At 39.0% G+C, this 23,765-nt stretch carries 23 protein-coding genes, 1 riboswitch and 1 other annotated feature; of the genes, 14 read left to right on the top strand and 9 right to left on the bottom strand.

Annotation, left to right across the window (positions count from 1 at the left end; genetic code table 11):
- Positions 1–84: 84 nt before the first annotated feature.
- Both ACLIJJ_RS25950 and ACLIJJ_RS25945 read right to left on the bottom strand, forming a co-directional pair.
- A complete protein-coding gene (locus tag ACLIJJ_RS25950; RefSeq protein ID WP_233317595.1) occupies positions 85–1,128 on the bottom strand; it encodes a cytochrome d ubiquinol oxidase subunit II in 1,044 nt (347 codons plus the stop codon).
- 14 nt (positions 1,129–1,142) lie between these two features.
- A complete protein-coding gene (locus ACLIJJ_RS25945) occupies positions 1,143–2,504 on the bottom strand; it encodes a cytochrome ubiquinol oxidase subunit I (RefSeq protein ID WP_233317596.1) in 1,362 nt (453 codons plus the stop codon).
- A gap of 188 nt (positions 2,505–2,692) precedes the next feature.
- Between ACLIJJ_RS25945 and ACLIJJ_RS25940 the strand changes: the two genes are divergently transcribed.
- Complete coding sequence (locus ACLIJJ_RS25940; RefSeq protein WP_233317598.1) at positions 2,693–3,256, top strand: beta-class carbonic anhydrase; 564 nt, start codon at positions 2,693–2,695, stop codon at positions 3,254–3,256.
- Here the strand turns inward: ACLIJJ_RS25940 and yidD are convergent.
- A complete protein-coding gene (gene yidD / locus ACLIJJ_RS25935) occupies positions 3,253–3,501 on the bottom strand; it encodes a membrane protein insertion efficiency factor YidD (protein ID WP_245399887.1) in 249 nt (82 codons plus the stop codon). The two genes, ACLIJJ_RS25940 and yidD, sit on opposite strands and share 4 nt — an antisense overlap.
- 189 nt (positions 3,502–3,690) lie before the next feature.
- Here yidD and ACLIJJ_RS25930 point away from each other — a divergent pair, with 189 nt between their 5' ends.
- Positions 3,691–4,164 carry an S-ribosylhomocysteine lyase gene (locus ACLIJJ_RS25930; RefSeq protein ID WP_233317599.1) on the top strand — a complete coding sequence of 158 codons (474 nt, stop codon included), beginning with the start codon at positions 3,691–3,693 and terminating at the stop codon, positions 4,162–4,164.
- Between the two features lie 35 nt (positions 4,165–4,199).
- Here the strand turns inward: ACLIJJ_RS25930 and cls are convergent, their stop codons facing one another.
- Positions 4,200–5,654, bottom strand: a complete 1,455-nt coding sequence (gene cls, locus ACLIJJ_RS25925) for a cardiolipin synthase (protein WP_411411912.1) — start codon at positions 5,652–5,654, stop codon at positions 4,200–4,202.
- A 370-nt stretch (positions 5,655–6,024) separates the two neighbouring features.
- On the bottom strand, positions 6,025–6,282 hold the full coding sequence (locus ACLIJJ_RS25920) for a DUF6154 family protein (protein WP_233317602.1): 258 nt from the start codon (positions 6,280–6,282) through the stop codon (positions 6,025–6,027).
- Between the two features lie 217 nt (positions 6,283–6,499).
- Here ACLIJJ_RS25920 and ytkD point away from each other — a divergent pair, with 217 nt between their 5' ends.
- The 5 genes from ytkD to asnB all read left to right on the top strand — a co-directional run bounded on the left by ytkD (position 6,500) and on the right by asnB (position 11,919).
- Positions 6,500–7,003 (top strand): RNA deprotection pyrophosphohydrolase, encoded by a 504-nt coding sequence (ytkD, locus tag ACLIJJ_RS25915; protein WP_411411911.1) that lies wholly within the window; start codon positions 6,500–6,502, stop codon positions 7,001–7,003.
- Between the two features lie 15 nt (positions 7,004–7,018).
- Positions 7,019–7,813: an alpha/beta hydrolase family protein gene (locus ACLIJJ_RS25910; protein ID WP_233317606.1), complete on the top strand. Its 795-nt coding sequence runs from the start codon at positions 7,019–7,021 to the stop codon at positions 7,811–7,813.
- Between the two features lie 25 nt (positions 7,814–7,838).
- Complete coding sequence (locus tag ACLIJJ_RS25905; RefSeq protein WP_233317607.1) at positions 7,839–8,081, top strand: DUF2584 domain-containing protein; 243 nt, start codon at positions 7,839–7,841, stop codon at positions 8,079–8,081.
- A gap of 60 nt (positions 8,082–8,141) precedes the next feature.
- Positions 8,142–8,301, top strand: a riboswitch (SAM riboswitch).
- 245 nt (positions 8,302–8,546) lie between these two features.
- Positions 8,547–9,749: a methionine adenosyltransferase gene (metK, locus tag ACLIJJ_RS25900; RefSeq protein ID WP_233317609.1), complete on the top strand. Its 1,203-nt coding sequence runs from the start codon at positions 8,547–8,549 to the stop codon at positions 9,747–9,749.
- A 277-nt stretch (positions 9,750–10,026) separates the two neighbouring features.
- The gene (gene asnB / locus ACLIJJ_RS25895; protein ID WP_233317722.1) at positions 10,027–11,919 is read left to right on the top strand and encodes an asparagine synthase (glutamine-hydrolyzing); all 1,893 of its coding nucleotides are present in this window, start codon (positions 10,027–10,029) and stop codon (positions 11,917–11,919) included.
- Positions 11,920–11,936: 17 nt separating this feature from the next.
- On the opposite strand, the gene ACLIJJ_RS25890 is transcribed toward asnB, so the two are convergent.
- On the bottom strand, positions 11,937–12,794 hold the full coding sequence (locus tag ACLIJJ_RS25890; protein ID WP_411411910.1) for a C39 family peptidase: 858 nt from the start codon (positions 12,792–12,794) through the stop codon (positions 11,937–11,939).
- A gap of 339 nt (positions 12,795–13,133) precedes the next feature.
- Here ACLIJJ_RS25890 and ACLIJJ_RS25885 point away from each other — a divergent pair, with 339 nt between their 5' ends.
- From ACLIJJ_RS25885 to ACLIJJ_RS25875, 3 genes are read left to right on the top strand one after another with little or no spacing between them, the layout of a single operon-like run.
- Positions 13,134–13,937 (top strand): alpha/beta hydrolase, encoded by an 804-nt coding sequence (locus tag ACLIJJ_RS25885; protein WP_233317613.1) that lies wholly within the window; start codon positions 13,134–13,136, stop codon positions 13,935–13,937.
- A gap of 14 nt (positions 13,938–13,951) precedes the next feature.
- Positions 13,952–15,046 (top strand): tetraprenyl-beta-curcumene synthase family protein, encoded by a 1,095-nt coding sequence (locus ACLIJJ_RS25880; RefSeq protein WP_233317614.1) that lies wholly within the window; start codon positions 13,952–13,954, stop codon positions 15,044–15,046.
- Positions 15,047–15,072: 26 nt separating this feature from the next.
- Positions 15,073–15,618: a GNAT family N-acetyltransferase gene (locus ACLIJJ_RS25875; RefSeq protein ID WP_233317615.1), complete on the top strand. Its 546-nt coding sequence runs from the start codon at positions 15,073–15,075 to the stop codon at positions 15,616–15,618.
- A 48-nt stretch (positions 15,619–15,666) separates the two neighbouring features.
- Here ACLIJJ_RS25875 and mnmM read toward each other — a convergent pair whose 3' ends face one another.
- Both mnmM and mnmL read right to left on the bottom strand, forming a co-directional pair.
- Entirely contained in the window at positions 15,667–16,239 is a 573-nt protein-coding gene (mnmM, locus tag ACLIJJ_RS25870) for a tRNA 5-(aminomethyl)-2-thiouridylate-methyltransferase MnmM (protein WP_233317617.1), read from the bottom strand.
- Positions 16,236–17,198, bottom strand: coding sequence for a tRNA modification radical SAM protein MnmL/YtqA (gene mnmL, locus ACLIJJ_RS25865; RefSeq protein ID WP_411411909.1), 963 nt, complete (start codon positions 17,196–17,198; stop codon positions 16,236–16,238). The genes mnmM and mnmL overlap by 4 nt, the downstream gene beginning before the upstream one ends.
- A gap of 197 nt (positions 17,199–17,395) precedes the next feature.
- On the opposite strand from mnmL, the gene ACLIJJ_RS25860 reads away from it, so the two are divergent.
- Positions 17,396–17,659, top strand: a complete 264-nt coding sequence (locus ACLIJJ_RS25860; protein WP_233317621.1) for a YtzC family protein — start codon at positions 17,396–17,398, stop codon at positions 17,657–17,659.
- Between the two features lie 57 nt (positions 17,660–17,716).
- On the opposite strand, the gene ACLIJJ_RS25855 is transcribed toward ACLIJJ_RS25860, so the two are convergent.
- Positions 17,717–18,910 (bottom strand): MDR family MFS transporter, encoded by a 1,194-nt coding sequence (locus tag ACLIJJ_RS25855; RefSeq protein WP_233317623.1) that lies wholly within the window; start codon positions 18,908–18,910, stop codon positions 17,717–17,719.
- Positions 18,911–19,145: 235 nt separating this feature from the next.
- Here ACLIJJ_RS25855 and ACLIJJ_RS25850 point away from each other — a divergent pair, with 235 nt between their 5' ends.
- From ACLIJJ_RS25850 to leuS, 3 genes are all read left to right on the top strand, one after another.
- Entirely contained in the window at positions 19,146–19,718 is a 573-nt protein-coding gene (locus ACLIJJ_RS25850; protein WP_237941817.1) for a histidine phosphatase family protein, read from the top strand.
- A 22-nt stretch (positions 19,719–19,740) separates the two neighbouring features.
- Positions 19,741–20,916, top strand: coding sequence for an amidase (locus ACLIJJ_RS25845; RefSeq protein ID WP_233317627.1), 1,176 nt, complete (start codon positions 19,741–19,743; stop codon positions 20,914–20,916).
- A gap of 110 nt (positions 20,917–21,026) precedes the next feature.
- Positions 21,027–21,251, top strand: a binding site (T-box leader).
- A gap of 72 nt (positions 21,252–21,323) precedes the next feature.
- Positions 21,324–23,744 (top strand): leucine--tRNA ligase, encoded by a 2,421-nt coding sequence (gene leuS / locus ACLIJJ_RS25840; RefSeq protein WP_251646814.1) that lies wholly within the window; start codon positions 21,324–21,326, stop codon positions 23,742–23,744.
- The last annotated feature ends 21 nt before the right edge of the window (positions 23,745–23,765 follow it).

Raw genomic sequence — 23,765 nt, 5'->3', positions numbered from 1 at the left:
TATGATTTACAGGAATTGGGTAGCCCTCTTCCTATACTTAGTATGAAGCAGAAACGAAAATTTTATACTTGTAGCAGTGATGTCCTATTTTTTAGTCGCCTTTTGCTGTAAGTATTTTTTATCATGCATAAACAATTTCCAAAAGAAATAAAAACCAGGAAACAGAATAATGAAAGCTGCAATATAAGTTGCGAATATCGCATGAAATGAGCTAGGACTAGTAAAGGACGATGTGATTGTTACTTCAGGATAAACGATATATGGAAGATGCGCTTTACCGTAAACATAGCTAGCCATTAAATATTGAATAGTAATGGATACTATAGCGAGCCTGGGCATTCCCTTTATGTCTTTATTTTTTCGTGAGGGAAGGAAAAGACCTGCTCCCCCAAGTATAAAGAAGAAAAGAGAAAGGAGAAGCAAATATAAATCATCCATCATTTTTACATAAATCCAATTGGCATCCTGCTTTAATGTGAGCATGATAAATACTGCCATCAATAAAGAAATAGGACCGAGAATAATTGCATCCCTCCTGTATAGCCGATAGGCCTCAGGTTCATTCGAAACATTTGAATAATCTGCCAGAAGCAACGAAGATAGAAAAAGTGTGCTGCTTAATGCAAAGCCGAAAAAGGCATATTCGTTAGGACTAGAGAACAATCCGACGAGATCAAGGCTTTGCTTGCCATCTTGAAATACAACAAATCCTCCATGGGTGATTGGAAGGACACTGAGTAAAATACCTGGAATCAGCATTCCAGTAATGCCTGAAATATACGTTAGCGGCTTGCGGTATTCTTCCACAATATTTGAAAAAACAAGGAAGGCACTTCTGATTGCCAAAAGCAGAAGAATGATGCTTCCTGGTATAAGCAGAACCGTTCCTAAAGTATAAGCAGCTTTTGGAAATAAGCTGTAAACTGCAACAACGATGGCAACAACAAAAGTATTCGTTACTTCCCATGTTGGAGAAAGATAACGGTTTGCAATATTTGTTGCTCGCGTTTTTTCCCTGTTGATGTAAACCATCGACCAGAAGCCTGCACCAAAGTCCATCGTTGCCATAATGGCGTATATGAATACAAATCCCCACAGTACAGTAATCGCCAGTAATGAATCTGTCATGTTGCTAACACTCCTTAACTGTTAGATCCAAACAGCGGGATCTCTTTTTCCTTTGCAGCATTTAAGTCCTTCAGTACTGTGTTTTTGCGGAAGTAATAGATAAGTACTAAAGCCACCGTAACCCCTAAAATGATATAAACAATCATAAAAGAGAAAAACAGCAATGGAAGGTTGCCGCTTGTAGTTACCGAATCTGCCGTTGATAACTGCCTGTAAATAGTCCAAGGCTGACGGCCTGTACAAGCAAAAATCCAGCCGAATTCTATGCTAGCAATAGCGAGAGGACCAGAAGCTACAAAGATCCACATAATAAATTTAGGAAAACGCTCCTTTTTCAAAAGGAATTTCCATGCCAATGAAGCGAAGGAAAGGAGAATTAGAAAGGAGCCTATCCCCACCATGGCATTGAATAGTGTATGAACATAAAGCGGCGGCCAATATTCCTCAGGAAAGTCATTTAAGCCTGTGACAACCGTATCAAAGCTGTTTCCTGCTAAAAAGCTAAGTGCCCATGGTATTTCAATCGCACCGGTTATTTCTCTATTCTCCTTGTCTGTGAAACCGCCAATGGCGAGAGGTGCATGAGACTGTGTTTCAAAGAGCCCTTCAGCAGCAGCGAGCTTTTCCGGCTGATATTCATACAGTTTTTGAGCAGACTCATGTCCATTTAAGGCAGTCAATAAGGAAAAGACAGCACCGACTGAAATACTTAAAATCAATGCTTTCTGATGGAACTGAAAGATGCGCGAGCCGAATGGCTGTTTTAACATCTTAAATGCAGAAACAGCTGCGACAACAAAGGCTCCTGTTGTATAAGCACTCATCGCTACATGTCCTGCGGATACAAAAAAGGTAGGATTGAAGAAAGCCTTCCATGGATCTACGTCTGTAATTTGTCCGTCTTCCATGCGAAATCCTTGCGGTGTTCCTTCAAAGGCATGTACATTTGTAATAAGGATGGCAGATGCAAGGGCACCAATTGCAACAAGAATAAGACTGCTGATTCTGGCCCATGGTGGAATCCTTTCGGCTGCATACACATAGATGGACATAAATAATGCCTCTATGAAGAAAGCATAGATTTCTATCTGAAAAGGGAGTGCCATTACCTCTCCAATCACTTTCATGAAGCCTGGCCATAACAAGGAAAGCTGAAGGCCGGCAATCGTCCCTGTGGGAATACCGACACCAAGCAAAATCCCAAATGTCTTTGTCCATCTTTTCGCCATGATGACATAATCAAGGTCCTTCTTTCTTTGATAAAGAATTTCTGCCACTAACATCATTAAAGGCAGTCCGACCCCGATTGTTGCGAAGATGATGTGAAACCCCATCGTCATCCCGAACATGCTTCGAGCAGTAACTAGATGATCCATTAATATCTATCCTTTCCTTTTGTATTCCGAATACTGCTGTTAGTATTTTCAGGAATTGGCGCAATTATGTAAGAATGGATAGATACAGGCTTTTAGTTATTAGGAGTTGTCTTCAAAAGATTTTTTACTTACTATATAATAGATGGATATAGTAAAAAAAAGAGTAGATAAGATAGGAGATAAGGATAATGACATTATTAAATGAAATTTTAACTTTCAACGAACAATTTGTAGCAGAAAACAAATACGAGCGTTACATAACAACGAAATTCCCAAATAAAAAAATGGTTATTCTTACTTGTATGGATACAAGACTGCTTGAGCTTCTGCCACATGCTTTGAATATTTCTAACGGTGATGTAAAGCTTGTAAAAAATGCTGGGGCAGTAGTAGTACATCCTTTCGGAAGTATCATGCGAAGCATTCTTGTAGCTGTCTATGAATTAAAGGCAGATGAAGTAATGATTATCGGACATCATGATTGTGGAATGAGTGCCTTAAATTATGACTCTATGCTTGATAAAATGAAGGATAGAGGAATTTCTGAGGATACTATCAGCACATTAGAAAACTCCGGCATGGACTTGGATAAATGGCTAACAGGCTTTAGTTCTGTTGAAGAAAGTGTGTCACATAGTGTTAAGATGGTGAAGAATCATCCCCTTCTTCCACCAAATGTTCCTGTTCACGGCTTAGTAATTGATCCTAAAACAGGAAAGCTTGACCTTGTAGTCGATGGCTATAAAGCTTAATTAGGGGAATGATCCTTTTTGTGCGGCCATTCTTCCGGGACTGGATCAATGCCGCCTGGATGAAATGGATGGCACTTGAGAATGCGCCTTATTGTTAAATATCCGCCCTTCCATGCACCATGCTTTCTGATAGCCTCTAAACCATAAGAGGAACAGGTAGGATAGAAGCGGCAGGAGGGCGGAGTAAGTGGTGAAATGGCCTTTTGATAAAACCGGATTAGTAAGATGAACAGTTTGCTTATCATTTATATTTTGCACTCCTAATTTCTAATGCTTACTTGAAGTCAGTATAGCATGACTGTTAAAGAGAAGAAAATGACAGCACTCCATTTTACGAACATTCTTAAATTGGAAAAATATAATATAATTAAGTTGATGAAAATACTCGGGTTTTACGTTATAATGAGGTAACGAAAAAAAAGGGGATGACATGAATGCCTTCAGTTGAAAGCTTTGAACTAGATCATAATGCCGTAAAAGCTCCGTATGTTAGACACTGTGGTGTCCACAAAGTAGGAAGTGACGGGGTTGTTAATAAATATGATATCCGTTTCTGCCAGCCGAACAAACAGGCAATGAAGCCTGATGTGATTCATACATTAGAGCATTTATTAGCATTTAATCTTCGTGCACATGTAGAAAAATATAATCATTTTGATATTATTGATATTTCCCCAATGGGCTGCCAAACTGGCTATTACTTAGTTGTCAGCGGTGAGCCGACTGTGGAAGAAGTTATCGATTTGCTTGAAGATACAATGAAAACAGCAGTTGAAATCACAGAAATTCCTGCTGCAAATGAAACACAATGCGGCCAAGCGAAGCTTCATGATCTTGAGGGAGCAAAAAAGCTTATGCAGTTCTGGTTAAAGCAAAGCAAAGAAGACTTGAAGCAAGTTTTCGCATAAGCAAAGCAAAAGAGGTGCTATCTAGCACCTCTTTTTTATAACAGTGGACTTAATAATCGAGAGAATGATTCCTTAAATTTAATCCATAATGCTCTTTTTGAATAGCTGTCTAATGAAAGGGGAGTGCATAGCTTCATATCCTCCATAAAGCCGTCAGTCAGTGAATTCGCTATTTCCTCACTATATATAAATGCATTTACCTCAAAATTCAGACGGAAGCTTCTCATATCAATATTAGCAGTACCTACAGAGCTGATTTTCCGGTCAACAAGCAATGTCTTGGCGTGAATAAAACCATTTTCATATATATATACCTTTGCTCCTGCTTTTAGCATTTCACCAATATAGGAATATGTCGCCCAATAAACAAACATATGGTCAGGCTTGTTTGGTATCATAATTTTAACATCTATCCCTGATAGGGCTGCAATTCTTAAAGTATCAAGCAAGCTCGCGTCAGGAATAAAGTAAGGTGTTTGAATAAAAACCGAATCCTTAGCAGCTGTAATCATTTTAATATAGCCATTTTTGATTTGCTCCCACTCAGAGTTTGGACCGCTTGAGACAATCTGCATCCCGATATTCCCGATAATTTCGTCAAGCTTACCAGGAAAATAATCTGGAGAGTAATGAATTTCATGGTGTGCGGCCGCTTGGTTCCAGTCAAGAATAAACCTTGTCTGAATAGCATAAATGGCTGTGCCGACAATACGAAGATGCGTGTCGCGCCAGTAGCCGAATTTAGGATTCAATCCTAAATATTCATCCCCAACATTAAAGCCTCCAATATAGCCGATATGCCCGTCGATAATGGCAAGCTTTCGATGATTACGGTAATTCATCCGTAAATTAATTAAATGAAACTTGCTTGGGAAAAAGACGGCAACTTGCCCACCGGCAGCTTTTAATTCCTTAAAAGCGCGCTTTTGTAAAGTTCTCGAGCCAAGCTCATCATACAAGAGCCTTACTTCCAGCCCTTCCTTTGCCTTCTCAGTTAAGGCTGCAATCAGTTTGGAACCTATCCCATCATTTTTAAAGATATAATATTGCAGATGGATTGATTTTTTAGCTGCCATAATATCTTTTAATAATTGGTCGAACTTTTCCTTGCCGTCTGTATAAATATCGACTGCGTTATTTTCTGTCAAAACAGCATCATTATTGAATAAATTCATATAAATAAGATCTTGATTATTTCTAATAACTTCATTTGTAGTGCGCAGCTGATTTGAACTGATTTGCAATAATTGAGACGCCAAGACTTGTTCGATTCCAAGCTTTTTTCGCTCATCCCATTGGAACATTTTCCTATTTCGCAAATTTTGACCAATAAGAAGGTATAAAATAAATCCTAGTATTGGGATAAAGGTCAAAACCATGAGCCATGCCCAAGTGGCGATGGGATCTTTTCTTTCAAAGAAAATGACTAGGAAAGCGAAGATAATGTTAAGTAAAATGATTGTACTTAATAAAATAGTGTATACGTGCATAGAACAATCCCTTTCAACCTTTGTCTTTTAAATATTTCTTTTGTGTATCATCTGCAACCACTTCACGCCAAAGGTCGAGAGCAACAAAAGGTTCAAAAAATGGTAGTACTGAAGATTTCTGTATCATTATAGGTGAAAATGATTGATGTTGAAAACTATTTTGTTCCCATATAATCTTCCCTCCAACAAACAATATTAAACGAAACATCCAGATGGTAAAAGTACTTAATAGAGGTTATTTAAAACTTGATAAAGGACAAATCCATGACCAATGAGCTAAAGCTCTAAATAGATTTCCTGCAGGTAGAGAATGAAGGTTAAAAAGGAAAAGACAAGTCCGCTTGGAACTTGTCTTTTTTTGCAGAGTGAATTAGTGCAGGTTTCTTGGCGAAAACAATGTATGACCTTGCTGACGATAATCATCTTTGGCAAATTTGCCTTTAAGGCTTTCAATTAAATATAAGCCCATCAAGTCATACAGCTCTTGCTCATTTAGCTCTTGGATGATATGAAGAAGATCTTCTCTAGACATTTCCTCTAAAAAGGCGAATGCTAGCATATCAATATCTTCCTCATCACCAGTTAGCTTATTCTTATATAAATTATATAATTCATCGACTAATTTCATGATCCATTCCCTCCAAATGGTATATCGGTGTGTATTAATGTAACCGCTTTATTAATTATACTTACTATAATATCGGAGAATGTCTATTTTCGCCACAACTTAATTAAAGCTTTCAGTTTCATTATTATACCCCTATTCTTTATAATGGTTACATACCCTATCAATTGAAAGATATTCCAGTAGGACTAGAAAAATGATTACTAATGAATGTGAGGCAATGATGAAAACATTCTATGACAATAATGGACTAAAAGTGAATTTATCATTTGAGAAAAATGCATTTTCTCTTCCTGCAAAACATGTTTTAGTCATTTGTTTATGGGATGGAAAATGGCTGATGACAAAGCATAAAACGAGAGGCATTGAATTTCCAGGAGGCAAAGTCGAAGACAAGGAAACACTAATGGAAGCATGCAGACGGGAAGTGATGGAAGAAACAGGCGGAATTGTCGGCAAGCTTACTTGGATTGCAGAGTATGAGGTCCATGAAAAAGATTCTAAGTTTGTTAAAGCAGTCTATTTTGCACATATCTCTTCCCTGCAGCATAGAGATAATTATTTAGAAACAGAAGGGCCAAGAATCTATAACGGAGATATATTAGATGTCCGTTTTCATAAATCTTTCAGCTATATTATGAAAGATAGGACGATTGATTATTGTATAAAAAGAATGATGGAACAATTATCAGGAGAAAATTTGGGGTATTATACAAAAAAATAAAAAGGTGGGATTCGCATGAATGGAGAGATATTGGAGCAAATCAGATTCCCCTCCCCAAATCCTTCAATTGACTTGTATATCGTTACATATGCTGTAAATGGTTTGAAAGTAAAAGGATTACTTGCTGTACCTAAACAGGAAGACATTTCAGACGGATTTTTGTATTTACGAGGCGGAATAAAAAATGTTGGCAAGGTTAGACCAGGCAGAATTGTTCAATTCGCTGCAGAGGGCTTTATTGTGTTTGCACCATTTTACCGGGGCAATCAAGGTGGAGAAGGAAATGAAGATTTCGCTGGAGAAGATCGGGAAGATGGAATTGCTGCTTTTCATCTGCTGAAAAATTACCCGAGCGTTAAACGAGTCCATGTTTTTGGTTTTTCAAGAGGCGGTGTTATGGCTTTGTTTGTTGGCATTTATTGTCCTGTTGCTTCTATTGTCACATGGGGCGGTGTTTCTGATATGGTGCTGACATATGAAGAAAGGAAGGATTTGCGGAGAATGATGAAAAGAGTCATTGGCGGCACACCGGCAAAATATCCGGAACGGTTTCAAGAGAGAACGCCTCTTCATTATTTGGACAAGATTTGCGCACCTACTTTAATTATTCATGGAATGCAGGATACAAATGTGTCCATTGAACACAGCAAAAAGCTGGAAGAGGGGCTTCTAAAGCAAGGGAAAACCGTTGAAACATGGTACTTTCCAGAATTCACTCACTATTTCCCTCCTAAAGTCAATCGGAAGGTTGTAGAAAATTTATGCAGTTGGATGAAAAAACACAGTGAAAAGCTGGTAGAATATAAGTAAGGATAAGAAGGAGGGAGAACGAAAAATGGGAATGCCCTTAGAATTAAATACAATGATTGTTACCAAAGGAAATGAATTGCGCCTTGAGGAGAATTGGTTTCAACTCGAAAAAGAAGCATATCGTTTATATCCCCTGCATATTCCTTTAGAAGTCAGAAAGACCATTAAAGGAGAACTTATCGGAACTGCTTCCATTGAAAAACTGGAGTGGTCTGATGGAAAAACGAAAATAACATACAAATTGATTGCATTAAATTCGACTAATTAAAGATAAATATATTGACAGTAATTAAAAGTTTGAGCTATTATGAAATCTTGAACGGATACTCTCTTATCCTGAGCTGGTGGAGGGACTGGCCCGATGAAACCCAGCAACCTACTATGTGAAGAAAATAGGCTGAAACATCCATTTAATTGATGGATGGAGCAGACATTCTCTTAGGAAAGGTGCTAACCTGTAGCAAGGAAATATCCTTGAACGATAAGAGTGAAAGGTGCGAATCAATTTTGCTTGGAGCCTTTTCACTATTGAAAAGGTTTTTTGTATGCAATCTGGTCCATTATCTTTTAAAAAAATGTATATTTTTCATGTGTGTTTTTGAGCAAGTGTTTTTTGCCAAAGGATAACACTTCTCGGATAAAAACGCCTTGTTTACTTCATACTATCTAGGGAATGAGTACCGTATCAATTTAGAGGGCAAGAGTGCTTGCCTTATAATAAGGAGGAAATCAGATGTCATCAAAACGTCGCTTGTTTACTTCTGAATCGGTAACGGAAGGTCATCCGGATAAAATCTGTGACCAAATTTCAGATGCGATTTTAGACGCTATTCTAGCAAAAGATGCAAATGCCCGTGTTGCAGCAGAAACATCTGTAACAACAGGATTAGTTTTAGTTGCAGGGGAAATAACTACATCTACATATGTGGATATACCGAAAATTGTAAGAGAAACAGTTAAGGAAATTGGCTACACTCGTGCAAAATATGGTTTCGATGCAGAAACGAGCGCAGTGCTTACTTCTATTGATGAGCAGTCTGCTGATATCGCTCTTGGTGTGGACCAAGCCCTTGAAGCACGTGAAGGAACAATGTCAGATGAAGAAATAGAAGCGATCGGTGCAGGGGACCAAGGATTAATGTTCGGCTTTGCATGCAATGAGACAAAAGAGCTTATGCCTTTGCCAATCTCTTTAGCTCATAAGCTTTCTAGAAGACTGGCTGAAGTGCGTAAAGAGGAAATCTTGCCATATTTGCGTCCGGACGGCAAAACGCAAGTTACTGTTGAATATGATGAAAATGATAAACCTGTAAGAATTGATACAATTGTTATCAGCACACAGCATCACCCTGAAGTGACATTAGAGCAAATTCAACGCAATATTAAGGAATATGTAATTAATCCAGTTGTTCCAGCAGAATTAATTGATGAAAATACGAAGTATTTCATTAATCCAACTGGCCGTTTCGTTATTGGCGGACCACAAGGTGATGCAGGATTGACAGGAAGAAAGATTATCGTAGATACATATGGCGGTTATGCAAGACATGGCGGCGGAGCTTTCTCTGGGAAGGATCCAACTAAAGTAGACCGCTCTGCAGCATATGCAGCACGCTATGTAGCGAAAAACATCGTGGCAGCAGGATTAGCAGACAAGGTTGAAGTGCAGCTTGCATATGCAATCGGTGTTGCTCAGCCAGTTTCCATTTCTATTGACACATTTAATACAGGCACTGTATCAGAAGAAGTTCTGGTAGACGCTGTCCGCGAAAACTTCGACCTTCGCCCAGCAGGAATTATTAAAATGCTGGACTTGCGTCGCCCAATTTATAAGCAAACAGCAGCATACGGACATTTTGGACGTAATGACCTAGATTTGCCTTGGGAACGTACAGATAAATCAGATGTATTAAAAACAGCTGTCGCTGGAAAATAAAAGAAGGAGTTGCACGGTAATAAAGTGTAACTCCTTCTTTCTTTTTCCGTCTAATAAGTCAGTAGAAAATTTTACTTGTTTTTAGCTCTTAAAATTATCAAGACTTTCGTCTATAATGGATTAATGTAAAATATAAATGGTAGTCAATATTTGCTAATAGGACATAATAATGTTTTAAAATAGCTCGGATTACATTTAAAGATTAACAGTAAAAGTTTATACTAACAGTAATTTAGGTCTCCTTAGTAACAGGAGAAGAATGGAGTAGGTGAGCAGTATGTGTGGTTTTGTAGGCTGTATACATGAAAAAGAGCAAAACTTCCAAGAGGCGCAAAAAGAACAATTTGCGAATATGAATAGAATTATTACACACCGTGGACCGGATGATGAAGGATACTTCTATGATGAACATATCCAATTCGGCTTCAGAAGATTGAGTATTATTGATATCGAGTCTGGGCATCAGCCGTTAACATATGAAAATGAACGTTATTGGATCATCTTCAACGGAGAAGTTTATAACTATTTGGAAATCAGAGAAGAGCTAGTGAAGGCAGGCTTAACGTTCCAAACTAACTCAGATACAGAAGTAATCATTGCCCTTTACAGCCATGAAAAAGAAAAGGCTGTTGAAAAACTTCGCGGCATGTTTGCATTTGTTATTTGGGACAAGCAGGAAAAAACATTGTATGGTGCTCGTGATCCATTTGGAATCAAGCCTTTCTTCTATTTTGATGATGGTGAAAAGACTTACTTTGCATCAGAGAAAAAGAGTATTGCAATGGCATTAGAAAGCGATGTATTAAACTATGAGTCTCTTCAGCATTATATGACTTACCAGTTTGTTCCTGAGACTAATACAATGTCAGAAGGCATCAACAAGCTTGAGCCAGGTCATTACTTCACGAAAAAACTTGGTGAGCCAATGGATATTAAACGCTATTGGAGAGCATCTTTCCAGCCTGTGAACAAAACGGAATCAGAGTTCGTTAAAGAAATTAAAGATGTGCTGTTTGACAGTGTAAAAATGCATATGCGAAGCGATGTTCCTGTTGGTTCTTTCCTTTCCGGCGGAATTGATTCATCGATTATTGCTAGTATTGCGAAAGAATTCCATCCTGGAATTAAAACATTCTCTGTCGGGTTTGAGCATAATGGTTTCAGTGAAATTGACGTAGCGAAGGAAACAGCGGATAAGCTTGGTTTAGAAAACATCAGCCGCATCATTACACCACAGGAATATATGAATGAAATTCCGAAAATTATGTGGCATATGGATGATCCGCTTGCTGATCCAGCATGTGTGCCTTTATACTTTGTTGCACAAGAAGCTAGAAAACATGTTACAGTTGTTCTTTCAGGCGAAGGTGCAGATGAACTGTTTGGCGGATACAATATTTACCGTGAGCCGCAGTCATTGGAAGTATTTAATAAAATTCCTAAAATTGGTAAGTCCCTGTTGCGTGCTATTGCAGCGATTCTTCCTGAAGGTGTTAAAGGAAAGAGCTTTATTGAACGCGGTGTGACACCGATGGAACAAAGATATATCGGAAATGCTAAGATGTTCAGTGAAAGTGAAAAAGCACAGTTGCTGTCCATCTACAACAAAAATATTGATCATACAGATATTACAAAACCTCTTTATGAAGAAAGCAAAGGTTATGATCCAGTTGACCGCATGCAGTTTATTGACATCCACACATGGATGAGAGGAGATATTTTGCTGAAAGCAGACAAAATGACAATGGCTCACTCTCTAGAATTGCGTGTACCTTTCTTAGATAAAGCTGTGTTTGAAGTAGCTTCTAAAATACCGTCTAGCTTAAAGACTGCAAATGGAACTACAAAGTATATTTTAAGAAAAGCAGCGGAAAGCTTTGTGCCTGAGCATGTATTAACACGTAAAAAACTAGGCTTCCCTGTGCCAATTCGTCACTGGTTAAAAGATGAGATGAACGAATGGGCAAAAACAATCATTAAAGAAAGCGATACAGACCATTTGCTGAACAAATCTGTTGTATTGCAGCTATTGGAAGACCATTGCCAAGGTAAAGCTGACAACAGCCGCAAAATTTGGACTGTATTGATGTTTATGGTTTGGCATAGTGTTTATATCGAAAAAAAATATTCCTTCGAAAAGGAATATTTAAAAGAAAAAACACTTGTTTAATTAATGGAGTAGGGAAGTTAGTTGCTGTAAGTTATTGCTTGGCTTCCCATCTGCACCCACGATGCAATAAAATCATCGATGGGTGCTTTTTTATTTTGTTCACCTGTCAATGGATCATTAAAGTAAACATAATCTTCGTCATAGCCAGTTATCAGGACGGAATGCTCGGAATATGTGATATCGATTGTGCCGCTTGGAGTTACCCATGTGCGGAAATTATCATCAGAAAGCTCTTGGAATTTTGAATTAGTAATAACCCAAACTGGACGGCCTTCTGAAAGCTGTTCTTTTACCGAATCGAAATCAGAGCCAGTAAAATCAACGATTGCTCCTGGAAGATATTTTTCCGCTAGCTCAGCAATCGGCTTATGATAAACACCAAGCCCCGGACCTTCAAGGGAATACATATCTCCGACAAACCCATCATTAGGATTGCCATAATAAATAGTACCGTTAACGACTTCATATGCTGTAGTATTTTTAGTAATTTCTTCTGCAAGTGTCATCTTATCTACATCTACACCTGCATATTGCAAAAGCATCGCAAGAGCCGTCACTTCACAGCCTCTCGGAAGCTCTGGCAGTTGATTCATTGCAGTTGCTTCCAATAACACAGATTCTTTTATAGTTACTTTTGAACTCAATTTTTCTACATTTTCTTTAGCTGTAACAGCTATTTCCTCTACCCGCTCTTTTGCAAGCGCAAAATTCTTAGAACCGTCTAAATTTAATACATAAAAGCTGATGCCAACTAATATGGCTATTAAGGAAAAGAGCAGTCCTTTTACAATTTTAGTAAGCCTTTTTTGAACTACAAGGAATAATACGAAGAATAGAGCAAGGACAGAGTATAGTATTATTTCGTTTGTATTCATTTTCATCACCTATTTCTTATATAAGTATTTATCGGATAAATTTTGAGAAAATAAATAGTAAGAAATGAACTTTCTTGACTTGAAGATACCTTTCACGCCTAAAGAGGCTGCATTTGGTTATTTTTTAATATTTTTTTCCCGTTAGTGCATAATATAAAAACCGATTTTTTGTATTAAATATGTGTTTTATCAAATATAGAGTACTGCGGCAACCTTTAATTTTCCTTAAATAATCAGGAACAATCGCCGTAATTTAATTTAAAAATTTGTCAAAGTGCATTTACGTGTTACATAATAGAAGAAGCAATACTGTGATAAGTCGAATGGGGGAGATTTTTTATGTGGAAATGGGAAGCGGAAGGAGAGGCTAAAGCAGTCGTCGTGATTGTTCATGGTGCTATGGAGCATCATCGCCGTTACGGTTGGCTAATTGAAATGTTTCGCTTATCTGGTTTTCATGTCGTGATGGGGGATCTTCCAGGCCAAGGCATGACAACACGGTCAAGCAGGGGGCATATCGACTCTTTCAGTGAGTATACAATTGAAGTTAAAGACTGGATTCAAGCAGCCTACCAATTTGAATTGCCGGTTTTTTTGATTGCACACAGCTTAGGAGGCTTGGCATCTATTCGTCTGCTGCAACAGGAGAATCTTAAGCTTGCTGGTCTTATTCTCTCATCGCCATGTCTTGGGTTAAAAAAATATCCGCCGAAGCTGTTGAGCGCCATTTCAATCCTTTTGAACAAAGCTGCGCCTAGACTGCGCATGAATACAGGCTTAACAATCGAAATGGCGACTAGAAATGCAGAAATTAGGGAAATAGATAGCAACGATACCTTATATATTACAAAAGTGTCTGTAAGATGGTATAGAGAACTGATTAGTGCAATGGCTGCAGCCTTTGCGAATGTAAACAAAATGCAGGATTTGCCTCTTCTTCTTATGCAAGGGGGAGACGATTCAGTAGTAGATAAAAAAATGGTAAAAAACTGGTTCAATATGGTACCATTATCAGAAAAGAGATTTAAAGAATGGCCACAATGCTACCATGAAATCTTTAACGAGCCGGAACGAGATGATGTGTTTGACTATGCGCTTGATTTTATCAATAGTCAGCTAAAATCGATAGGTTATATTGTATAAGTGAGGTTTTAAAAATGTCTGTACCAAACATGCCACTAACATTAATGTCTAAAGTGTATTTAAAGGTTTTTCCTGTTGTTCACAAGGAACTGAACTATTGGACGAACAGAGCAAAGCAAATTCCAAATCCTGAGCTGCAAAGACAGGCTTTGGCGAGCATAAAGGACAAAACATTCCACTGTGAAGGCGGATCAATCATGGCCCTTATTTCAAGGCATGAATATAAGACTGCCATTAAATTTATTGTGGCATACCAAACAATCAGCGATTATCTTGATAATCTATGTGACCGGAGCACTTCATTAGATCCGCGGGATTTCTCTGCACTGCATGAATCAATGGAGCATGCGCTCACAGTCGGGGCACAACCCACTAACTATTACCGGTTCCGAGAGGATCAAGACGACGGCGGCTACTTGTATGATTTAGCCAAGACATGCCGGGACACACTCGCAGAGCTAGAGAATTACGAATATATTAAAGACCAGTTACTTGAACTTTGCCGTTATTATTGCGATTTGCAAATACATAAGCATGTTATGGTAGAGGAAAGAATTCCAAGATTGAAATCATGGTTTGATGAGAACAAGCACGCAATACCTGAAATGGATTGGTATGAATTCTCTGCATGCTCCGGTTCAACATTAGGGATATTTTGTTTAGTTTCTTATGCATTAAGAAAGGATTTTCAGCCAGCTTATTCCTCCAATATTCGAGACGGCTATTTTCCATATATACAAGGTCTTCACATATTATTAGATTACTTTATCGATCAGGAAGAAGACAGACAGGGCGGCGATTTAAATTTCTGCTTCTATTATAAAGATGAAGAAGAGCTTTTCAGCCGGTTAAAGCATTTTGTAGAAGAAGCAGACAGACATACAAAAAATCTCCCTCATCAACGGTTCCACAAACTTATTAACAGAGGACTGCTCGGTGTCTACTTATCTGACGAGAAAGTATATAAGCAGCAAAATATTAGAAAGCTGGCAAGGGAAATTATTAAAACTTCCGGTCCGGTTGGCTACTTCTTTTATATTAATGGACGAGCATACCGCAAGTTTCAAAAGATGATTCCAGCAGGAATGATGAAGACGATATCTAAATAAATGTAGGCCGACAAGGGGAGTTGCAGATGTTTCCTGAACTAGAAACAGATCGGTTGCTTTTAAGAGAGATAGAAGAAAAAGATGTTAAAGCGATTTATAGTATATTAAGTCGTCCTGACGTTACGGTGCACTACGGGCAAGAGCCTTTTACCACAATTGAGGAAGCACGTTCCTTGCTGGCAATTTTCAATATGAATTACAGCATGCAAAAAGGAATTCGCTGGGGAATGGTAGAAAAGGACAGCGGCGCTTTTATTGGGACAATTGGCTATCATGCATGGCATCAAAAGCATAAGCGGGCTGAAATCGGTTATGAGCTTCACCCGGATTTTTGGAAAAAGGGCTATGGGATGGAGGCTATTTCTGAAGTTATATCATACGGATTTTCTGCTTTGCAATTGAACCGAATCTCAGCGATTGTGTATCCTGAAAATAATTCATCTCAAAAAATGCTGGAAAGAGCAGGTTTTCATAAAGAAGGTACTTTGGCAAAATATATGGTTCAAAATGAACATATTTATGATTGCCTCATGTATTGTCTGCTTCACCCTTCCTTAAACGAAAAGAAATAAAAAAATGCCGGGAATCAGTCTTACTGATTATCCGGCATTTTTTCTTATTTATCTTTTCTCAATGGCAATAATAAAAGGCGGGTTGTTTTTTTGGTTAATGAACTGATATTTTAAAACATGCGCTTTTTCCTGACTGAAGTTTTCAGCGAATGTAAGCAGCTCGTCTCTTTCTTGTGCACCTTCAGTATGTCCATGATAAATGACAAGAATAATGATTCCTTCTGGTGCAAGCATGTTAAATATTTGTTCGACTGCCATTATAGTCGTGTTCGAATTTGTAACGATTGATTTATCTCCACCAGGCAAATAGCCTAAATTGAAAATAGCACCCTTCACAAGTCCATGCAGTTTTTCAGGAATAATTTTTTCCACATTTTCATGCCCTGTTTTAGTAAGAATTACCCGATTAGTAAGGGACTGGGCTGCAAGTCTGCTTTTCGTTGCTTCAAGGGCCTGATCCTGAATATCGAAGCTGTATACCTTGCCGCCTTCTCCTACAAGGTTTGCCAGAAAACAGGTGTCATGACCATTTCCCATTGTCGCATCAATGGCAATATCGTCTTCATCGATTGCATTTTCTAACAATGTTCTTGCAAAGGGAAGTATGCGTTCCAGCTTCATATCGTCACCTTTTCCGCATTATAAAATTTTCCTTGCCAGCTGTCACGTCTTTTCAATTCTGCATCAATGCTGTTCAGTACATCCCATTTGTTGACACTCCACATTGGTCCAACCATTAAATCAATCGGTCCATCGCCTGTAATTCGATGAATGATCATACTTGGCGGCAATATTTCCAGCTGGTCGCAAACAAGCTGAATATATTCGTCAAAGGTTAGAAACTTAAGCAATCCTTTTTCATATTGTTTAACCATAGGTGTGCCCTTCAGCAAATGAAGCAAGTGAATTTTAATTCCTTGCACATCAAGCTTGCTCACTTCTTTCGCTGTTTCCATCATCATTTCATTCGTCTCAAGTGGAAGCCCGTTAATGATATGTGAGCAAATGCGGATATTATGTTTTCTCAGTTTATTAACACCATCCACATATGTTTGATAATCATGGGCTCTATTAATAAGCTGTGCTGTTTTTTCATGGACAGTCTGCAAGCCAAGCTCCACCCATAAATAGGTGCGCTCATTCAGTTCTGCCAAATATTCAACAACATCATCAGGAAGACAATCTGGTCTTGTCGCAATGGAAATGCCTACAACATTTTCCTGCTTCAAAACAGTTTCATACTTTTCTCTCAGCACTTCAACAGGAGCATGTGTATTTGTATATGCTTGGAAATAAGCCATATATTTGCCGTCTTTCCACTTTCCATGCATTTTGTTTTTTATATCGTGAAATTGCTTTTCCAATGAATCGACACGATTCCCTGCAAAGTCACCGCTACCAGCAGCACTGCAGAAAGTACAGCCGCCGTGTGCCACCGTGCCGTCCCGGTTAGGGCAATCGAAGCCTCCGTCTAGTGCGATTTTAAATACTTTATGTCCAAACTCGCCTCGCAAATGATAATTCCATGTATGATATCTTTTATTATCAGCTGCATAAGCAAAAGGATTTTGCTGACTCAAAAGAATGACCTCCTTATAATGCAATCTAAATGCATAACAAAAATTTTAACATGTAACTGCTGCTTCTCCAAACAGTTTTATATAAACCGCTAATTCAGTAAAGAAAAGGAAGTCATAAGAAGGTTGCAGACTACAGATAATATGTAGCGAAGCACTATTGCTTCAAAGACAGCAACACTTGTTGGGAGGGCTATATATTGGCAACTCGTGATTCTATGGATGAGCTTTTGGAAAGATGTAATACAGCGATAGGCTATGCAGAAGAACAGTATAAAATTGCTCAAATGCAGGAGCATTATAATATAGAAGAATATACAGATGCACAATTTCAGCTGGAAAATGTATTTAATGACTTGCAAACGATGGATCATAGTGCCAACGCGCAGCAAAGGGATCAATTATACAGAATGAGGCTGCTTATACAGGATAAGCAAAATCAAATGGCCCTACATTTACCATAAAGAGTCTTAGTAATGCATCAAAAAGGGCGATTCTAATGATGAATCGCCCTTTTAATATTATTCTGTTTTAGGTACTCTAAGCTTGCTGGTTTTTAATGGTGCATCATAGAAGTAAGCAGCTGCCATACCAATAACAAGTAAGAAAATTAATACAGGTACTAGCAGGCCAATTCCATTAACATCGACTAGATAGCCTCCTAATAAAGGACCTATCATTCTGCCGCCGGTTGCTGTACTGTTGATAATACCTTGGAAGAAGCCTTCCCGCCCCTTTGGTGCCAGTTTATCTGCAATGGTTGGAACAGCTGGCCATATTAACATTTCCCCTACGGTGAGAATGATCATGGCAGCTAAGAACCCTGCAAACATGTCTGCTTGACCGACGATAAGGAAAGAAATAATAAAAATAACAATACCAATTAACATCTGCATTTTTACAGAAGAACATATTTTCTTCGTAAACAGACTGATGAGAGGCTGACCAAAAACGATTAAGCCGCCGTTAACGGCCCATAGTAAACTGTATTGTGCAAGCGGAATATTTAACTCTTGTGTATGTGTAGAAATGGTCGCTTGCCATTGTACATAACAAATCCAGCACAGCAAATAACCGAAGCCGAGAATAGTAAGGGCATAAATAGCTGGATTTCGATGTGCTTTCTTTCTTTTTATACCATTGTCTCCTGCCGTTTGCACAATTGGTTGAACTTGGATGTTTTTATAGCTCAATAAAGCAATAAAGAAAAATACAACATACATAAATGTATTAGAGATAAAAATCCAAGTGAACGAATAGGAAGCAATTAGCCCGCCAATTGCTGAACCTAATGCAACTCCAGCGTTTTGGGCAACATAAATGCTGTTAAACGCTTTTCTGCCTCCCTCTGGCCAGACATTTCCCGCCATTGCATACATGCTTGGATAAATAATCCCAGATCCAAAGCCTGACAATGTGAAGAAGAAGCAATAAGCTTCCCAAGCATTCCAGACGGACAGCCCTAACAAGGACAAAGCTGTTAACGAAATTCCCAGAAGAATGGAGAGATAGCCTCCTAATTTATCATAAAGCGCGCCGCCAACCAAATTCCCGATTACACTTGCACCAGAATTAAGCATTAAGATAAAACCGGCAACTGTAAGAGATTTTCCGAGGTGGTCGTGGATATATATACTGTTTAATGGCCAAAGCAAAGAAGAGCCGGTGACATTGACAGCCATTCCAATTACTAAAAGCCATAGTGCTCTAGGCATATGTGGTGCTCCTTTACCATTTAATTTGCTACCAGCAATAAGTGTAATGCGATTTTAGAACTCCTGCAATAGAAATAACTCCATCTGCATGAAGGCGGAAAATTAGTTATTTTCTGTTAATTAAAACGGTTACTTTTAACAACCGTGCGAATAAAACAGATAATTTATTGAAAAGTTAGACTATTTAATCTACAGTAGAAATATCATGCTCTTGTATAGAAAGGAATTAAGATTCATGACAAATATTTGTTTAATAAGGCACGGAGAGACAGATTGGAATTCCTTAGGGAAGATTCAAGGCAGAACCGATATTCCATTAAACTCGAACGGAATTAGACAAGCAGAACAATGCCGGGACTATTTGAAGGAAACTAGCTGGGATCTTATCATCACAAGCCCTCTTATTCGGGCAAAGGAAACTGCGGCTATTATAAACGAGTCTCTAAACCTGCCTATAGTAGAAATGGCCGAATTCATTGAAAGAAGCTTTGGGGATGCAGAAGGAAAAACAAAGGAGGAAAGACAGGTCCTTTATCCTGATATGCTTTATCCTAATGCAGAGCCTTACTGGGAATTGGCAGAAAGACTGAAACAGGGCTTGGCAGATATTCTGCAAAGCTACCCACAGCAAAAAGTTCTCCTTGTTGCTCATGGTGCTGTCATTCATACCATTTTAAGAATTCTGTCAAACGAGGAAATTACATTAGACAATACATACTTAACAAATGCTTGTATAAGCAATATTCATTATAAAGACAGTAAATGGGCGATAAAGGACTACAACATCGTCACACATTTGCAAGTTTAATTACGGGAAGGATGAGGAGAAGATGGTTAAGGATTTTGGGGCATTTGCAAAAAAAGAGGTTGTATTAGAACCATTAAATACAGGGGAATTATCAGGCTTAAGCTTTGCAGTTAAGGATGTGTTTGCTATAAAAGGACATCAGTCAACGGCAGGAAATCCAGATTGGCTCAAGACTCACCCTGCTGCAGCAAGTACAGCTTTCTCTCTCAGCCTGTTACTTAATAATGGCGCAAGGCTTGAAGGAACGACGATAACAGATGAACTGATGTATAGTCTTAATGGAGAAAACTTTTATTATGGAACTCCAATCAACCCGAAAGATCCAAAGCGCATTCCTGGCGGCTCATCATGCGGATCAGCAGTCGCAGTAGCAGCGGAATTAACTGATTTTGCAATCGGAACAGATACGGGCGGGTCTGTCCGAATTCCTTCTTCTTATTGTGGAATCTATGGCATCCGTCCAACTCATAATATTGTTGATATGGAAGGAGTCATTCCGTTAGCTAAAAGCTTTGATACTGTCGGTTGGATGGCAAGAGACGCAGAGACATTACGAAAGGTTGGCAACGTATTGATTAAAGAGGAAGGTTCCAGAGAGCCTTTCACTCGTATTTTGATGGCAGATGATGCATGGGAATTGATTGAACCTAATGCAAAAGAGGCATTATTAACGGAGTTGAAAAAATGGCAGACAGCTTCTTTAACACATTCGCAAACGGTATTGGCAAATGAGGGGCTTGCTGACTGGGCAGAGACGTTCAGGATGCTGCAAGGCAGAGAGATTTGGGAGGAGCATGGAAAATGGATTGAAAAGTATAAACCATCCTTCGGTCCTGGCATTGCAGAACGATTTCAATGGGCAAGCACACTAGCTGAAGCTGATATGTCCCCATTTATAAAGAAAAGACGTATGATTCAAGAAAATATGGAAAAACTGCTAAAGGATGATGGCCTTTTAATCATTCCAACATCACCTGGAAAAGCACCTCTGCTCAATCTGTCGGTGGAAGAACTGGAACTGCGCAGAAGCAGGACATTCCAGCTCTGCTGCATTGCTGGGTTAACCGGCTTCCCGCAGGTGAATATCCCGCTTGCAGAAGTAGACGGCGTTCCTGTTGGTGTATCTGTGATTGCTGGCAAAGGTCAGGATAAAAAGCTCCTGCAATTTATTGCGTCACTTGAAGCAAACAAACGGTGACCGAAATCCTTAACGGTGCATATGCTTAACAAGGAGCTGGCGGAGATAGTTCTTGCTTAATAACTTCTTGCATCCGTGAAGAAAATAACATACAATAAACATCATATAGGGCAACAGCTAGGAAAAGGAATAGTAAAGATGCTTTTTTGTTGAAGAGAGCTGGCGGATGGTGCAAGCCAGTCAAAAAAAATCTTGAACTCGCCTTTGAGTTGCAAGTGTGAACTAACAGTAATGCTTGCCGTACACCGCGTTAAGGGATAAATGAAGCGAGTGATTTATTCACTAATTGTGGGTGGTACCGCGGGAGATATACATATATTCCTCTCGTCCCTATTTGGGATGAGGGGATTTTTTGTTTTCTAAGGAAAACAAACCCTGCGAATAGAAAACTAATAGGAGGAAATAAGATGAGCTTTAATCATCAGAACATAGAAAAGAAATGGCAAAGCTATTGGCAACAAAATAAAACGTTTAAAACAAGTGAAGATAAAGGGAAAAAGAAATTCTATGCACTTGACATGTTCCCATATCCATCCGGAGCGGGCCTTCACGTAGGACATCCAGAAGGATATACAGCTACTGATATTCTTTCAAGAATGAAAAGAATGCAGGATTTTAATGTTCTTCATCCAATGGGTTGGGATGCATTTGGATTACCTGCAGAACAATATGCACTTGATACAGGCAACCATCCAGCACTATTCACAGAAAAAAATATTGAAACATTCAGACGTCAAATCAACTCTTTAGGATTCTCCTATGACTGGGACAGAGAGATTAACACTACAGATCCAGATTATTATAAATGGACACAATGGATTTTCTTACAGCTATTTGAAAAAGGCTTAGCATATGTTGATGAAGTGGCAGTTAACTGGTGCCCTGCTTTAGGAACAGTGCTTGCCAATGAAGAGGTCATTGACGGAAAGAGCGAAAGGGGCGGACATCCTGTTGAAAGACGCCCGATGAGACAATGGATTTTAAAGATTACAGCTTATGCTGACCGTTTGCTTGAAGATTTGGATGAAGTGGATTGGCCGGAAAGCATTAAAGAAATGCAAAGAAACTGGATCGGACGTTCTGAAGGAGCGGAAGTGACTTTCCAAATTGATAACCATGATGAAACATTCACTGTGTTCACGACAAGACCAGACACACTGTTTGGTGCTACTTATGCTGTACTTGCTCCTGAGCATGCGTTAGTTGATAAAATCACAACAGCAGAGCAAAAGGAAGCAGTTGAAGCATATTTAGAGAAAATTAAGAGCAAGAGTGATTTGGAAAGAACGGACCTTGCTAAAGAAAAAACAGGTGTATTCACAGGAGCTTATGCTGTTAATCCAGTGAATGGCGAAAAAATGCCGATTTGGATTGCAGACTACGTGCTTGTCAGCTATGGAACTGGAAGCATTATGGCAGTTCCTGCACATGATGAAAGAGACTTCGAGTTTGCAAAAACTTTTGATTTGCCAATTAAAGAAGTGGTAGCTGGCGGAAATGTACAGGAAGAAGCCTATACTGGTGATGGAGCGCATGTTAACTCTGACTTCCTTGATGGGCTGCAAAAAGAAGAGGCAATCACTAAGATGATTGCATGGCTTGAAGAGAAAGGCATCGGTACGAAGAAAGTAACCTACAGACTTCGTGACTGGTTATTCAGCCGTCAAAGATACTGGGGTGAACCAATTCCAATTATTCACTGGGAAGATGGCACAATGACAGGTGTCCCTGTGGAAGAATTGCCGCTAACATTGCCTGATACAGCAGAGATTAAACCATCTGGAACTGGTGAATCGCCTTTGGCAAACATCTCTGAGTGGGTTAATGTAGTAGATCCGGTTACAGGTAAAAAAGGCAGACGTGAAACAAACACAATGCCGCAATGGGCGGGCAGCAGCTGGTATTATATCCGCTATATCGATCCGAAAAACAGTGAAGCTATTGCAGACCCTGAAAAGCTGAAAGAATGGCTTCCAGTTGATATTTATATCGGTGGTGTAGAGCATGCGGTTCTGCATTTATTGTACGCACGCTTCTGGCACAAGGTATTGTATGATTTAGGCGTTGTACCTACGAAAGAGCCATTCCAAAAGCTGTATAACCAAGGGATGATTCTTGGTGAAAACAATGAAAAAATGAGTAAGTCTAAAGGTAATGTAGTTAATCCGGATGAAATAGTCTCAAGCCATGGTGCTGATACACTTCGCTTGTATGAAATGTTCATGGGACCACTTGATGCAGCAATAGCTTGGTCAACGAACGGACTTGATGGTTCAAGAAGATTCCTTGACCGTATTTGGAGATTGCTTGTGGATGATAATGGTGAGATTTCAAGCAAAGTTCAAGAAATCGATGAAGCGAAGGGTCTAGACAAAATCTACCACCAAACGGTGAAGAAGGTTACAGAGGACTTTGAAGGATTACGCTTTAACACAGCTATTTCCCAAATGATGGTCTTCATTAATGAGTGCTATAAGGCAGATGCGATTCCAAAAGCTTATATTGAAGGCTTTGTGAAGCTTCTTTCCCCAATTTGCCCTCATATTACAGAAGAGCTGTGGGAAAAACTTGGAAGCTCATCAGGTACGATTGCATATGAAGCATGGCCAGCATATGATGAAGCAAAATTGGTAGACGATGAAATCGAAATCGTTATCCAAATCAACGGTAAAGTAAAAACAAAATTGATGGTTCCAGCTGATGCGAATAAAGATGCTCTAGAGCAAATCGCTATGGAAGACAGTCAAGTGAAAGAGCAAATTGACGGGAAAACAGTCAGAAAGATTATTGCTGTTCCAGGAAAATTGGTTAATATTGTAGCTAATTAATACAGAAGTCCAGCCATACTG

It is taken from the genome of Niallia laureatilytica (genome assembly GCF_046613985.1).
GTDB lineage: Bacteria > Bacillota > Bacilli > Bacillales > Cytobacillaceae > Niallia.
This window is presented reverse-complemented; position numbering and strand designations above follow the sequence as displayed.

What these genes read in the sequence shown, in the direction of transcription:
- ACLIJJ_RS25950 (WP_233317595.1), bottom strand. Translation starts at nt 1,128, where the DNA reads ATGACAGATTCATTACTGGCGATTACTGTACTGTGGGGATTTGTATTC.
- ACLIJJ_RS25945 (WP_233317596.1), bottom strand. Translation starts at nt 2,504, where the DNA reads ATGGATCATCTAGTTACTGCTCGAAGCATGTTCGGGATGACGATGGGG.
- ACLIJJ_RS25940 (WP_233317598.1), top strand. Translation starts at nt 2,693, where the DNA reads ATGACATTATTAAATGAAATTTTAACTTTCAACGAACAATTTGTAGCA.
- yidD (WP_245399887.1), bottom strand. Translation starts at nt 3,501, where the DNA reads ATGATAAGCAAACTGTTCATCTTACTAATCCGGTTTTATCAAAAGGCC.
- ACLIJJ_RS25930 (WP_233317599.1), top strand. Translation starts at nt 3,691, where the DNA reads ATGCCTTCAGTTGAAAGCTTTGAACTAGATCATAATGCCGTAAAAGCT.
- cls (WP_411411912.1), bottom strand. Translation starts at nt 5,654, where the DNA reads ATGCACGTATACACTATTTTATTAAGTACAATCATTTTACTTAACATT.
- ACLIJJ_RS25920 (WP_233317602.1), bottom strand. Translation starts at nt 6,282, where the DNA reads ATGAAATTAGTCGATGAATTATATAATTTATATAAGAATAAGCTAACT.
- ytkD (WP_411411911.1), top strand. Translation starts at nt 6,500, where the DNA reads ATGATGAAAACATTCTATGACAATAATGGACTAAAAGTGAATTTATCA.
- ACLIJJ_RS25910 (WP_233317606.1), top strand. Translation starts at nt 7,019, where the DNA reads ATGAATGGAGAGATATTGGAGCAAATCAGATTCCCCTCCCCAAATCCT.
- ACLIJJ_RS25905 (WP_233317607.1), top strand. Translation starts at nt 7,839, where the DNA reads ATGGGAATGCCCTTAGAATTAAATACAATGATTGTTACCAAAGGAAAT.
- metK (WP_233317609.1), top strand. Translation starts at nt 8,547, where the DNA reads ATGTCATCAAAACGTCGCTTGTTTACTTCTGAATCGGTAACGGAAGGT.
- asnB (WP_233317722.1), top strand. Translation starts at nt 10,027, where the DNA reads ATGTGTGGTTTTGTAGGCTGTATACATGAAAAAGAGCAAAACTTCCAA.
- ACLIJJ_RS25890 (WP_411411910.1), bottom strand. Translation starts at nt 12,794, where the DNA reads ATGAATACAAACGAAATAATACTATACTCTGTCCTTGCTCTATTCTTC.
- ACLIJJ_RS25885 (WP_233317613.1), top strand. Translation starts at nt 13,134, where the DNA reads ATGTGGAAATGGGAAGCGGAAGGAGAGGCTAAAGCAGTCGTCGTGATT.
- ACLIJJ_RS25880 (WP_233317614.1), top strand. Translation starts at nt 13,952, where the DNA reads ATGTCTGTACCAAACATGCCACTAACATTAATGTCTAAAGTGTATTTA.
- ACLIJJ_RS25875 (WP_233317615.1), top strand. Translation starts at nt 15,073, where the DNA reads ATGTTTCCTGAACTAGAAACAGATCGGTTGCTTTTAAGAGAGATAGAA.
- mnmM (WP_233317617.1), bottom strand. Translation starts at nt 16,239, where the DNA reads ATGAAGCTGGAACGCATACTTCCCTTTGCAAGAACATTGTTAGAAAAT.
- ACLIJJ_RS25855 (WP_233317623.1), bottom strand. Translation starts at nt 18,910, where the DNA reads ATGCCTAGAGCACTATGGCTTTTAGTAATTGGAATGGCTGTCAATGTC.
- ACLIJJ_RS25850 (WP_237941817.1), top strand. Translation starts at nt 19,146, where the DNA reads ATGACAAATATTTGTTTAATAAGGCACGGAGAGACAGATTGGAATTCC.
- ACLIJJ_RS25845 (WP_233317627.1), top strand. Translation starts at nt 19,741, where the DNA reads ATGGTTAAGGATTTTGGGGCATTTGCAAAAAAAGAGGTTGTATTAGAA.
- leuS (WP_251646814.1), top strand. Translation starts at nt 21,324, where the DNA reads ATGAGCTTTAATCATCAGAACATAGAAAAGAAATGGCAAAGCTATTGG.